The organism is Enterobacter cancerogenus (assembly GCF_019047785.1).
GTDB classification, from domain to species: Bacteria; Pseudomonadota; Gammaproteobacteria; order Enterobacterales; family Enterobacteriaceae; genus Enterobacter; species Enterobacter cancerogenus.
Genome location: NZ_CP077290.1, coordinates 1,348,957 through 1,361,303, shown reverse-complemented (window position 1 = coordinate 1,361,303; position 12,347 = coordinate 1,348,957). Strand labels below are relative to the sequence as shown.

13 protein-coding genes and 1 pseudogene are annotated in these 12,347 nt (G+C 59.6%); 7 read left to right on the top strand and 7 right to left on the bottom strand.

The genetic code is table 11. From position 1 onward, the window contains the following. Positions 1-177 precede the first annotated feature (177 nt). Positions 178-546: pseudogene (locus tag I6L58_RS06370) on the bottom strand (SDR family oxidoreductase); the annotation flags it as partial. A gap of 81 nt (positions 547-627) precedes the next feature. Then, positions 628-1,716: an oxidoreductase gene (locus tag I6L58_RS06365; RefSeq protein WP_088207717.1), complete on the bottom strand. Its 1,089-nt coding sequence runs from the start codon at positions 1,714-1,716 to the stop codon at positions 628-630. A 158-nt stretch (positions 1,717-1,874) separates the two neighbouring features. Between I6L58_RS06365 and I6L58_RS06360 the strand changes: the two genes are divergently transcribed. The 4 genes from I6L58_RS06360 (at position 1,875) to I6L58_RS06345 (ending at position 6,750) form a co-directional block, all read left to right on the top strand. Then, positions 1,875-3,377, top strand: a complete 1,503-nt coding sequence (locus tag I6L58_RS06360) for a sugar ABC transporter ATP-binding protein (RefSeq protein ID WP_088207716.1) — start codon at positions 1,875-1,877, stop codon at positions 3,375-3,377. Continuing rightward, positions 3,374-4,369 carry an ABC transporter permease gene (locus I6L58_RS06355; RefSeq protein ID WP_006177090.1) on the top strand — a complete coding sequence of 332 codons (996 nt, stop codon included), beginning with the start codon at positions 3,374-3,376 and terminating at the stop codon, positions 4,367-4,369. The genes I6L58_RS06360 and I6L58_RS06355 overlap by 4 nt, the downstream gene beginning before the upstream one ends. Before the next feature lie 11 nt (positions 4,370-4,380). Beyond that, a complete protein-coding gene (locus tag I6L58_RS06350) occupies positions 4,381-5,445 on the top strand; it encodes a sugar ABC transporter substrate-binding protein (protein ID WP_088207715.1) in 1,065 nt (354 codons plus the stop codon). Positions 5,446-5,508: 63 nt separating this feature from the next. Then, positions 5,509-6,750, top strand: a complete 1,242-nt coding sequence (locus I6L58_RS06345; RefSeq protein WP_088207714.1) for an LVIVD repeat-containing protein — start codon at positions 5,509-5,511, stop codon at positions 6,748-6,750. 100 nt (positions 6,751-6,850) lie between these two features. Here I6L58_RS06345 and mtnK read toward each other — a convergent pair whose 3' ends face one another. Continuing rightward, complete coding sequence (gene mtnK / locus I6L58_RS06340; protein WP_088207713.1) at positions 6,851-8,050, bottom strand: S-methyl-5-thioribose kinase; 1,200 nt, start codon at positions 8,048-8,050, stop codon at positions 6,851-6,853. 104 nt (positions 8,051-8,154) lie between these two features. On the opposite strand from mtnK, the gene mtnA reads away from it, so the two are divergent. Next, positions 8,155-9,171, top strand: coding sequence for an S-methyl-5-thioribose-1-phosphate isomerase (gene mtnA, locus I6L58_RS06335; RefSeq protein ID WP_088207712.1), 1,017 nt, complete (start codon positions 8,155-8,157; stop codon positions 9,169-9,171). A 42-nt stretch (positions 9,172-9,213) separates the two neighbouring features. Beyond that, a complete protein-coding gene (locus I6L58_RS06330; protein ID WP_058610639.1) occupies positions 9,214-9,684 on the top strand; it encodes an SRPBCC family protein in 471 nt (156 codons plus the stop codon). Between the two features lie 60 nt (positions 9,685-9,744). Here the strand turns inward: I6L58_RS06330 and I6L58_RS06325 are convergent, their stop codons facing one another. Then, a complete protein-coding gene (locus tag I6L58_RS06325; protein WP_088207711.1) occupies positions 9,745-10,014 on the bottom strand; it encodes a helix-turn-helix domain-containing protein in 270 nt (89 codons plus the stop codon). A 106-nt stretch (positions 10,015-10,120) separates the two neighbouring features. Between I6L58_RS06325 and I6L58_RS06320 the strand changes: the two genes are divergently transcribed. Beyond that, positions 10,121-10,345 (top strand): helix-turn-helix transcriptional regulator, encoded by a 225-nt coding sequence (locus I6L58_RS06320; protein ID WP_088207710.1) that lies wholly within the window; start codon positions 10,121-10,123, stop codon positions 10,343-10,345. A 104-nt stretch (positions 10,346-10,449) separates the two neighbouring features. On the opposite strand, the gene I6L58_RS06315 is transcribed toward I6L58_RS06320, so the two are convergent. From I6L58_RS06315 to I6L58_RS06305, 3 genes are read right to left on the bottom strand one after another with little or no spacing between them, the layout of a single operon-like run. Then, positions 10,450-10,992: a 1,2-dihydroxy-3-keto-5-methylthiopentene dioxygenase gene (locus tag I6L58_RS06315; RefSeq protein WP_088207709.1), complete on the bottom strand. Its 543-nt coding sequence runs from the start codon at positions 10,990-10,992 to the stop codon at positions 10,450-10,452. Further along, on the bottom strand, positions 10,989-11,678 hold the full coding sequence (gene mtnC, locus I6L58_RS06310) for an acireductone synthase (protein WP_088207708.1): 690 nt from the start codon (positions 11,676-11,678) through the stop codon (positions 10,989-10,991). Before mtnC ends, I6L58_RS06315 begins: the two co-directional genes overlap by 4 nt. Next, positions 11,675-12,289: a methylthioribulose 1-phosphate dehydratase gene (locus I6L58_RS06305; RefSeq protein WP_088207707.1), complete on the bottom strand. Its 615-nt coding sequence runs from the start codon at positions 12,287-12,289 to the stop codon at positions 11,675-11,677. The genes mtnC and I6L58_RS06305 overlap by 4 nt, the downstream gene beginning before the upstream one ends. Positions 12,290-12,347 lie beyond the last annotated feature (58 nt).

The following is a 12,347-nucleotide window of genomic DNA, read 5'->3' as shown; positions in this document are numbered from 1 at the left end:
TCCACTGTACGCCCACACAAAATATAAGGAAATAATAAGACTATTAGATAAATTCCGAATTTCTTATGGGAGCACTGTAGAGCGGAGCGCTGGCGGGATAAAGCGGCAAAACGCGAACCGTCGAGGCGGCTCGACAAAGCCTCTGCCGGGCGACAGAGGCGTGCAGAAAATATGCGATCAGGCGTTCAAACCGCCGTCCACGTCCAGACCGATGCCGGAAATTTGCCCCGCTGCCGGGCTGGCGAGGAAGGTGATCGCCGCAGCCACGTCTTCCGGCTGGCCGTAATGCCCCACTGCGATAAGCTGTCGCTGCGAGTCGGCCTGCTCACCGTCTTCCGGGTTCATGTCGCTGTTGGTCGGGCCGGGGTGAACGAGGTTTACGGTGATCCCGCGCGGGCCTAAATCGCGGGCCAGACCACGGGTCAGGGAGTTGAGTGCAGATTTTGTCATCGAGTAGACGGCAATTCCCGGCTGCGCCACGCGGTTCGCCAGACAACTGCCGATGTTGATGATACGCCCGCCGTCGGACATGTGGACCAGCGCCTTCTTACCTGTTAAATCGATCTGCATGATGACCTCGTTGCGAGAGTGGTGAGAATCATCATTAGGTATAGACGGTCGGCGCGTTTAGCGGGGGAATGTTTCCACCTTCTCAAACGCAGCGCGCAGCACATCCGGGCTGAGCGTAACCGGCAGGTAGTGAATCGACTCGACCGGGCGCAGGGTATGGGCAATCACCTTGTCCAGCTCGTCACGGTTGTTGATATCCACCTCCAGTTCACGCAGGGTGGTCGGCAGGTTAAAGCGCTGATAGGCCGCCACCAACTGCGCCAGCACCTCATCCTGACCGAGCAGCGCGCTTTGCACCAGAATGCCGTAGGCCACTTTGGTGCCGTGCAGGTATTTTTCCGTCTGCGGCAGCACCGTTAAGCCGTTGTGTACCGCATGCGCGGCGGCCACGCGGGTAAAGCGTTCGCCAAGACCACCAACCATCCCGCCTCCGGCGATGATGGCATCCACCACGTCGCGGAACGCCTGCGTCTGTTCACCACGCTGCTGGTCGGCCAGCGCCTCCTCGCTGCGCGCCAGCAGCACATCGCGGATTGCCAGTGCGCCGTTAATGCCCAGCCGCACGGTCAGCGGCAGCGCCTCCGGCTGCGGGGCGAGGACCACCGCCTCGTACCACTTCGCCAGCGTGTCGCCGATGCCCGCCAGCAGGTATTCCGCCGGGGCGTTGAGGATGATTTGCGGCTCCACCAGCACCAGAAAATTGGCGTCGTCGAAAATCTCGAACTGAAGCGCCTGACCGGCATCGTTGTACCAGACGGAGAGCGGCGTCCACGCGGCGCAGGTGGCAGCGATGGTCGGCACCGCCACGACAGACACGCCCAGACGGCGCGCCACGGCTTTGGCGGTATCAAGCAGCGCGCCGCCGCCCACCCCAATCACCACGCTGGCGTCGTCGCCGGCCTGGCGAACCAGGTCTGTCACGTCGCGCTCGCTGCAGTGGCCTTTAAATAACAGGCGTTTTGCCCCCGGGGCGTTAAAGCTTTCCGGCAGGAACGGGCGAGCGCCTTCGATGGCGCGTTCGCCGTAAAGCCACACGGCGCGGGAAAGCTGCTCCGGGGTAAAAAATTCGCTCAGGCGCGCAAGGCTCCCGGCGTGAGAGAAGTAGTTCGCCGGGCCGGGTACGACGCGGATATCGGTGTTGCTCATGGTGTTGTCCTTTTTCGCAAGCGCTAACCCGATGTTATGTCTGGACATCCGGATGGCTAATAATATTTCGCTTTATCTTATGCCTTTTCCGTCGTTGTCAGTCAACCGGAGCTGTGAAAAATTCGCTAAATCAAAAGAGTAATGAAGGATTTACGCAGATGGTTTCCAGTCGCCTTGAAATGCGCGGTATCAGCCTGGCCTTTTCCGGCTTTCAGGCGCTGACGCGCGTGGACTTTACGCTGGCGGGCGGCTCGGTACATGCGCTGACCGGCGCAAACGGCGCGGGGAAATCGACGTTGATGGCGGTGCTGTGCGGAACAAACGATCGTTATGAAGGCGAGATATGCATTAACAACCAGCCGGTGACGATCCGCGAGCCGCTGGATGCCAAACGTCTGGGGATCCACCTTGTTCAGCAGGAGGTGGATGTGGCGCTGGTGCCGGGGTTGAGCATTGCCGAAAACATTATGCTCGACCAGCTGGCGCAGCCGGGACACCGCTACCGCTGGCGCACCATTCGCCAGCAGGCGAGACAGGCGCTGGCGCAGCTTGACGTCTCGCTGGACGTCTGCCGCACCATCGACGGCTGTACGCTTGCCGAAAAGCAGCAGATTTTGCTGGCGCGGGCGCTCTCGCACCACTGCCGTTTTCTGATCCTCGATGAGCCTACCGCGCCGCTCGACGCCCACGAAAGCGAGCGCCTGTTTGCGGTGGTGAGACGTCTGCAACAGCAGGGCATCGGCGTGGTGTTTATCTCGCACCGTATCCACGAGCTGAAGGCCATCTGCGACACCCTGACGGTGCTGCGCGACGGCAGGCTGATTGAGTCCGGCCCGATGGCCGATCTCAGCGGTGAGGCGATCGTCGAGAAGATGCTCGGCCATGTGTTGAGCGATATCTATCCGCCCGCGCGTCCGCCGCACGGTGACGAGACGCTGCTGCGGGTAGAAGGGCTGCACGACGAGGCCCTGCTAAAAGATATCTCTCTGCACCTGCGCAAAGGCGAAATTCTCGGCATTGCCGGGCTGGCGGGGGCGGGTAAAACCGAGCTGTGCAAGGCGCTGTTTGGTGCAACCAAAAGCCGCATCGATCGCGGTGAGTTGAACCATCAACCCTGGCAGCCGCGCGACCCGGCGGACTCGGTGCTGCGCGGTCTGGCGCTGGTGCCGGAGGAGCGGCGCAAAGAGGGCATTTTTATTGATGAACCGATCGGCATGAACCTGGCGGTGACGGCGGACAAGACGTTTTCGCGCTGGAGCCTGTTCGGCCATCGTCAGGCGTGGCGCTGGGCAGAGGAGGTGATTGCCCGGGTTGGCGTGCGTGCGCGTGGGCCGGGGCAGGTGCTGCGCCGCCTGTCGGGCGGTAATCAACAGAAGGTCGCCATTGGCAAATGGCTGCGCAACGACGCCAGCGTATTGATTTTCGATGAGCCGACCAAGGGCGTCGACGTGAAGGCCAAAACCGATCTGTTTCAGCTGATCGACGGCCTGGCGCGCGAGGGCAAAGGGGTGATTTACGCCTCCGGTGAGTTCGCCGAGCTGGTCGGGCTGTGCGACCGCATCTGCGTACTGTGGGACGGGCGCATCGTGGCGGAAATTGCCGGGGCCGAGGCCCGCGAAGAGACACTACTTTATTATTCAACCGGAGGAACGGCGACGTGAGCAAGGCCCTTTCAGTGACCGCGGCGGCGTCGGGCCGCCAGCAGATTTTCGATTTTCTCTACCGGTGGGGCATGCTGTTGACCGTCGTCGCGCTGGTGGCGTTCTTTGGCCTGGCGTCAGACAGCTTCCTCGACCCGAACAACATCATCAATATCCTGCGCGCAATTGCCATCGTGACGGTGATTGCCGTGGGGGTGTCGATTTCCCTCACCGTCGGCGGGTTTGATCTGTCGGTGGGGTCAACGGCCTCGCTGGCTAACGCGCTGGTGATTTCACTTTTCGTCTGGCACGGCTTCGGCACCACCACGTCGATCCTGATTACCCTCGCGCTCTGTACGCTGGTGGGGCTGTTTAACGCCTTTCTGATCGTCATCCTGCGTATCCCGGACATGCTTGCCACGCTTGCCAGCCTGTTTGTGGTTCAGGGCGTGGCGATGACCTACAGCTACGGCGGGTCGATTACCGAAAACATGGTGCTGCCGAGCGGCGACATGGCCCAGGGGACCCTTCCGGCAGCGTTCAGCCTGCTCGGGCAGGTGCCGACCATCGTGATTGTCATGCTGGTGGTGACCGTGCTGGCGCAGCTCGGGCTGTCGCTGACTACCCATGGCCGTCGGATGTACGCCATCGGCGGTAACCCGGAGGCGGCGCGCCTTTCGGGCATTCGGACCACGCGCTACAAGGTGGCGGCCTATGTGATTGCCTCGCTGCTGGCCGGGCTGGGCGGCATTTTGCTGGCTTCGCGCATTGGCTCATCGCAGGTGAATGCGGGCGGCGGCTATCTGATGGACGCGGTAGCGGCGGCGTGGATCGGCTTTTCGCTGGCTGGATCCGGGAAACCAAATGCGCTGGGCACCCTGGTGGGCGCGGTGATTCTGGGCGTGCTGTCGAACGGCCTGGTGATGCTCTCCGTGCCGTACTACGCGATGGACATTATAAAAGGACTGGTGCTCGCCGTGGCGCTGGCCATTACCTACATACAAAAACGTTAAGGGATAGCACAATGAAAACAGTGACACGCGCTGTGGTGGCGCTCGGCTTTCTGACCTCGCTGCCGGGCTTCGCGGCAACGCCCGCACCGCTTCCGGCGGCCATTGCCAGCCATGACGGACCCATCCGCATTGCGGTGATCCGCAACCTCGGTTCCGATGACAACACCACCCAGTTTGTCGCCGGAGCCATCCAGCAGGGTAAAAAGCTCGGCTTTAAGGTCAGCACCTTCTTAAGCAACGGCGATGATGCCAAATTCCAGGACTTCGTTAATCAGGCGATCAGCCAAAAGTATGACGGGATTATTCTCTCGCAGGGGCGCGATCCGTATTCAACCGCGCTGGTGAAAAAAGCGGTGGAGGCCGGGATTAAGGTCTCGGTATTTGATACCGCCGTAAACGGTGACATTCCGGGCGTGACCGTGACCCAGCAGGATGACGCCTCCCTGACCAACCTCTCTTTCGGCCAGCTGGCGAAAGATTTCAACGGCAAAGCCAACATCGTCAAGCTGTGGGTGGCGGGCTTCCCGCCGATGGAACGCCGTCAGGCGGCCTATCAAGCGCTGCAAAAGCAGTACCCGGGCATCAAAGAGCTGGAGTCGATTGGCGCGGTCTCTTCTGACGTGCAGGGCGATACCGCCAACAAGGTGGGCGCGATCCTGGCGAAATACCCGAAAGGCAAAATCGACGCCATCTGGGGGACCTGGGACGCGTTCAGCCAGGGGGCATATAAGGCGTTGAAAGAGAATGGCCGGACCGAAATCAAACTCTACAGCATTGATATCTCTAACCAGGATCTCCAGCTAATGCGCGAGCCGGGCAGCCCGTGGACGGTGAGCGTGGCGGTGGATCCGAAACTCATCGGCGCGACCAACGTCCGCCTGATTGCCAACAAGATTGCCGGAGAAACCACGCCTGCAACCTACGACTTTAAAGCGGCGGCGATCCCGCAGGCATTGCTCACCGCCCAGCCTGGCGCGGTGAACGTGGCTACGCTCGGGAAAATCATTCCGGGCTGGGGCCAGACCGACGATTTTATCGCCCCGTGGTTTGCGACGCTGGAAGCCAAATCTAAATAATGCCCGGTGGCGCTTTTGTAGGCCGGATAAGGCGCAACTGCCATCCGGCGAAAGGACGAAAATATGTCTGCATTACCTCAACCCGAATACAGCCGCAATATGCGGCTGATAGGTCATAGCGACCAGGGCGGCCGGCCGGACGGCGTACAGCTGATGGTCCATCGCGGCTTTGCTTACATCGGCCATATGGTGTCGCAGGGTTTTTCAATTGTTGACGTGCGCGACCCGAAAAACCCTAAAGCGGCAGGGTATGTGCCCGCGCCACCCGGCACCTGGAACGTCCATCTGCAGGCGCACGACGATCTGCTGCTGGTGATTAACGCCCGCGATCTGTTTGCCGATGCCCGTTTTGCCGACGAAAAGGTGTACTACACCCGGCAGGTGGGCGAGACCGTGCGCGACGTGCAGGACACGGGCTGGAGCGCCGGGCTGCGCGTGTTTGATATCTCCACGCCGGATGCGCCGCGTGAGATCGGTTTTCTGTCGCTGAACGGCATTGGCATTCACCGCATCTGGTACGTGGGCGGGCGCTGGGCATACGTATCGGCGCTGATCGACGGCTTTACCGATTATATCTTTCTGACCATCGACCTGGCCGACCCGCGCAAGCCCGAGGTGGTGGGGCGCTGGTGGCTGCCGGGGATGAACCAGGCCGACGGCGAACAGCCGACCTGGCCCGAAGGCAAACGCTACGCGCTGCACCACGCGATTATCGCCGGGGATACCGCGTACGGCAGCTGGCGCGACGGCGGGCTGACCCTGCTGGACGTTAAGGACAGAGCGAATCCGACGCTGATTAGCCATCGCAACTGGAGTCCGCCGTTTGGCGGCGGTACGCACACCGCGCTGCCGTTGCCGGACCGCGATCTGCTGGTGGTGCTGGACGAGGCGGTGCTGGATAACCAGGAAGATGGCGAGAAGCTGATTTGGCTGTTTGATATCCGCGAGCCGTCGAACCCGGTGAGTATTTCCACCTTCCCGCAGCCTGAAGAACGCGATTACGTGGCGAAGGGGGCGCACTTTGGCCCGCATAACCTGCACGAGAACCGGCCGGGGAGCTTTGTCAGCTCCACGCTGATTTTTGCGACGTATCAGAATGCGGGCGTGCGGGCGTACGACATTTCCAACCCGTATCGCCCGGTGGAAACCGGCGCGCTGGTGCCCGCCGCGCCGCAGAAGATGATGGATACGCGGCCCAACCGCCCGCAGGTGATCCAGTCGTGCGATGTGTTTGTGGATGCGCAGGGAATTATCTACAGCACGGATTATAACGGCGGGTTATCGGTGATTGAGTATCTGGGGTGAGTGCGGTTCGATGCCCTCACCCCGGCCCTCTCCCACAGGGAGAGGGAGAAAATCAGGATCGTAGGCCGGGTAAGGCGAAGCCGCCACCCGGCAAAAGCACTCAGCTGTACTGCCGCACCCGCGCCACCAGCTCTTCCGCGCTGTCGATGCGATCGGCAATCACAATCAACGCTTTGCCGAGCGTGATGGCGTGACGCAGGCATTCGTGGCGCATCGCCTCGTCCCGAATGGTGTCGATATCCGCCACGTGCGACAGCCCCACGCTGCGGCGAATCAACTCGGTGCCGCAGAAGCCAATCGCGTCCTGCCAGACTTTTTTCAGGAATTCCGTGGCGTAGCCCGGTGCACTCAGCGCGGCGTCGCGCGTTTTCTCGTGTGCCAGCGCCTGGAAGCGTTCCGCAAAGGTGTGCCACAGCGTCTGGATATCGGTCAGACGCTGCTCGCGGGCGGCGGCGGCATCGCGAATGCCCAGATGACCCGGCAGGCCGCAGAAGTTCAGCAGCAGGTTGCCGATGGCGGTACCCATGTCGAAGCCAATCGGCCCAAAGTAGCCGAATTCGGCGTCAATGGCTTTCAGGCTGCCTTCCGCCACGAAAATCGAGCCGCTGTGAATATCGCCATGCAGCAGGGCTTCGGCCTGCGAGAAGAAGCGGTGCTTCAGGGACGCCACCGCAATTTTCAGTTGGGCGTCTTCACGCAGGGCGGCCACGTCATTTTCCAGCTCGGCAGGGTAGTTATTGCGCGCGTGGATCTGGTACGGATCGTTAAAGAACAGATCTTCGGTGATCTCGCACATCTCCGGGTTGATGAACTGCGCCACCCGCGCTTTTTTCTCGTGGGGATGCAGGTAAAAATCGCTGGTGTGAAACAGCGTGTGGGCGAGATATTCCCCCAACTGGCTCGCTGCCTGCGGGTAGGATACGTTACCGATCAGCTCGCCGCGCCAGATGCGATGGCTGGAGAGATCTTCCATCACCATCACCGCCAGCGCCGGATCGAAGTGGTGGATTTTCACCGTATGCTGCGGGCTGTGTTTGTAATGCTCGATCAGCGTTTGCGCTTCCAGGCGGGCGCGGTCCAGCGTCAGCGGCCAGGATTCGCCCACGCAGCGCACGTAGGGCAGCGCCTGCTTGACGATGATGCGGCTTACGCCTGCGCTGTCAAAAATTTTAAAGACCAGATTGAGGTTGCCGTCGCCCACTTCCTGCGCCTCTACCAGCGTTGAGGGATCATCAAGGCCCCCGAACTGCTTTGCATACTCCACGGCGTCCTGGGCGGTAAAGGTACGGTATTGCGACATCGCTGTTCCTCACGAGAATGACTAATTAAGACATGTAGACGTCTATACATCTGGATTTCATCCTGACACAATGTGCTACAACAACGCAACAGGGAATTAACGACATGCAGACATTACAGACGACCAGCCTGCGGGTGGCGGATAATCAGCTCTTTATTCTCGACCAGCAGGCGCTTCCGCAGGAGAAACGCTGGCTGGATGCCTCCAGCGTAGAGGCGCTGGTCGGGCACATTCACAGCCTGCGGGTGCGCGGCGCGCCGCTGATTGGTCTTTCTGCAAGCCTGCTGCTGGCGCTGCTGGCAGAAAAGGGCGCACGTCGTGACGAACTGGCGGCGGCGCTGGCGATCCTGCGGGCGTCACGTCCGACAGCGGTCAACCTGATGAACAACCTCGACCGCATGACGCTGGCGCTCGACGAGGCGGATTTTGTCCCGGCGCTGGTAGCCGAAGCGCTGCGCCTGATTGACGAAGACAAACAGCTCTGTGAGGCGATCGCGAAAGCGGGCAGCGCGCTGGTTAAGCCTGGCAGCCGCCTGCTGACCCACTGCAACACCGGCGGGCTGGCGACGGCGGGCGTCGGCACGGCGCTGGGCGTCATTGCCCGCGCGCATCAGGAAGGTAACGTGACCAACGTCTGGGTGGATGAAACCCGCCCGCTTCTGCAGGGCGGCAGGCTCACCGCATGGGAACTCGGCGAACTGGGCGTGCCGTATCAGCTGATCACCGATTCGATGGCCGCCAGCCTGATGGCAAAAGGACAGGTAGACGCCGTGTGGGTGGGGGCTGACCGCATTGCTGCCAACGGCGACGTGGCGAACAAAATTGGCACCTATTCGCTGGCGGTACTGGCGAAATTCCACGGCATACCGTTTTACGTCGCCGCGCCGCACACCACCCTCGACCGCGACTGTCCGAACGGCGAGGCGATCCCGATTGAGCAGCGCGCCGCCAGCGAAGTGACAGGCGTCGCCGGAAGCTTCGGCGCGGTCCAGTGGGCGCCGGAGAACGCGCAGGTCTACAACCCGGCGTTTGACGTTACGCCTGCCTCGCTGATTAGCGGCTGGGTGCTGGATACGGGCGTGGTTACGCCGAAAGAGGTGGCAGAAGGGAGATTTGCCTGATTCCGGCTATCCTTTAAGGGGTTCCCTTACGAGGACGTTATCATGACGCTCGATCCTGATACTGACTTAAAACTGGAACGCGTGGTGGATGCACCGCGCGATCTGCTGTGGCTATGCTGGACCACGCCAGAGCACATCAAAAATTTCTTCATTCCTGCTCCCCACACAGTAACCGATTGCGATCTCGACCTGCGCGTGGGCGGACGGTTTAACACCGTGTTTGAGGTGGACGGGCAGCGGATGGACAACCGGGGTGTGTTTCTTGAAATCGATCCCGGTAAAAAGCTGGTTTTTACCGACGGCTATACCGAAGGCTGGAAACCCGCCGAGAAGCCCTTTATGACTGCAATTCTGTTGCTGGAAGACGTCGGGGAGGGTAAAACCCGCTATACGGCGATTGCGCGCCATCCAACAAAAGAAATCCGGGAACAGCATGAGCAAATGGGTTTCCACGAAGGGTGGGGGATAGTGCTGGATCAGCTGGTGAGGTATGTGAAGGAATTGAAGCGGTAGTGCTTTTAGACCCCCTCTCCCTTGAGGGAGAGGGCAGGGGTGAGGGGGAAACGCCGCTGATCATGTTAAACAGGTTTTTTTCCTTGTCGCTCTCATCTGACGAAATATTGGCTCCCCCTTTTCATCAATGTATCTTTCGGGCCATATCACATCCGGTGGAACGTTCAGCGCCTGAGCGATGATTAATTCTCCTTTAGGCCATGGACGCGATAGTGCGTTTGCCAGTGTGGAAGATGAAAGGCCAGCCTTGCGTGACAACGCAGACAGGCTTGTACCCTGTTTCTTGAGTGCGGCGATGATATCGGCAGGATGCCAGTTCTGATGACGCATTGTGTCCTCCTTACATGTGTTTGTTACGCGATTAATTATCCTATTTTGGGATAAAAACGCAAAGAGAGGATATTCGATTTCAGGATATTTGTATGGAATCGGAATAATGGCCTCAGTTTACTCGGATCAATACCAGCGCGTTATCAATGCGTTGAAGAAAGCTCGCAAAGAAAAGGGAATCACTCAGGCGCAGCTTGCGGAGGCATTGGGCAAACCGCAGTCGTTTATTGCGAAGGTGGAAAACGGTGAGCGTAGGTTGGATGTGGTGGAGTTTGTGCATCTGGCGAGACTGGTTGGCGCTGATTTGCAGAGGATTATCGCCAGCATTTAATCAACGTTGCAAAAAAGGTTTATCAGCGCGCGGTTTCCCCTCACCCTCTCCCCGGAGGGGCGAGGAGACTGATCTACGCTCACCCAGCCGAATAGCGATAAAAATCAGGCCAGCCGTGGATACGCATCCGCAATCGCATCGCCCGTAAACTGCGCAATCCATCCTTCCGGGTTATCGAAAATACGGATGGCGGTAAAATTCGGCTCGGACCCCATATCAAACCAGTGCGGTGTACCGGCGGGGACGGAAATCAGGTCGTTTTTCTCACACAGTACCTGATACACCTCGTCGCCGATGTGCAGGCAGAACAGCCCGGCGCCCTCGACGAAGAAGCGTACTTCGTCTTCACCGTGGGTGTGTTCGTTGAGGAACTTCTCGCGTAGCGCCTCTTTCTGCGGGTTATCGGCGCGCAGGCTGATGACGTCCCAGCTCTGATAGCCTTTTTCCGCCACCAGTTTGTCGATCGCATGTTGGTAAGCGTCGATCACCGCGTCGGGGGTTGGATCGTGGCCTAAATCACGATCCGCCGCCCAGCGTTCAAACCGCACGCCTTTGGCGTTGAGCTGCCGGGCGATCTCGTCGGCGTCGGTGCTGTGCCACAGGTGCTGGTGCGGATCGTTAACAGAATAAAGGGTTAATGCGCTCATGAGGGGATCTGCTCCGGATTTATCTCGTCAAACTGGTGGACCTGATGGTGGTGGCTCGCGCCATCGTCATCGCCGCGAATCAGTTGCAGGGTGCGAAAACCCGCCTGTTCAGCGGCGTCCAGCTCCTGGTGAATGTCCGACAGGAACAAAATTTGCGACGCAGGGATACCCGTCTGCGCGGCAATGTTCTGATAGGACTGCACCTCGCGCTTGGCACCGATACGCGTGTCAAAGTAGCCGCTGAACAGATGAGTAATATCACCTTCATCGCTGTAGCCAAATAACAGTTTCTGCGCCGCCACGGAGCCTGAAGAATAAACATAGAGATCAACCCCTTGCGCTTTCCATTTTTCCAGCGCGGGCAGGACGTCCGGGTAGAGGTGGCCGGTAAAGTCGCCGTTGACGTAGCCGTCGTGCCAGATAATACCCTGCAGCGCCTTCAGCGCCGTGGATTTACGATCCTCGTCCATAAAGCCATACAGGGCATCAATAAGCTCGCTGACGCTGGCGTGCGGATGACCGGTTTCATCGCGCAGGTTGTCCAGAATCGATTTGACCGGCTCGGCGTACTGCTGGGCAGTCACGAAGGCCGCCAGCCGCTCACGCGCGTAGGGGAACAAAACCTCATGGACAAAACGAATATCGCTGGTGGTCCCTTCAATATCCGTCACAATCGCGCGAATCATACTCTCTCCCATTGGCGTAAACGCATTTCGCATTCAAATAAGAATTCTAATCCTTCCAGATGACGGCGGGCTTCTGCCACGTCGCGTCCCCAGCAGGTTAAGCCATGGCCGCGAAGAAGAAAACCATAATTCAGCGGGCGCTCGCGGGCGTAATGGGCGATGCGCGAGGCAAGAGCGTCGATATCCTGGTCGTTATCAAATACCGCAATGGCCACCGTATCCTCATGCGTGGTCTGTCCGGTGAGCGATTTCTGCATCTCAAAGCCGCTGATTTTCAGCTCGATATCGCGAACCAGACGTGAGAGCACGGTGGCGTTGACGGTGTGAACGTGCAGCACCGCGTTAGCCTCCGGGAACAGACGGTAGAGTAAGGTATGCAGCCCGGTTTCTGCTGAGGGCCTGCGGCCAGACGGCGCGCGGTTGGTGGCGATCTCCACCTGCAGAAAATCGTCCGTCGTGAGGCTGCCCTTATCTTTGCCGGATTCGCTGAGCCAGCACAGGTGCTCATCCTGACGTACGGACATGTTGCCGCCGGTGGCGGGTGCCCAGCCTTTGGAACCAATCCAGCGGCAGGCGTCGACCAGATGCGTGAGTTGCAGGTTGTCTGTCATTTTCCTTTTACCCTCTCGTCAGGCAGGAATATTCATATGGTTTAGACGTCTAAGCGTC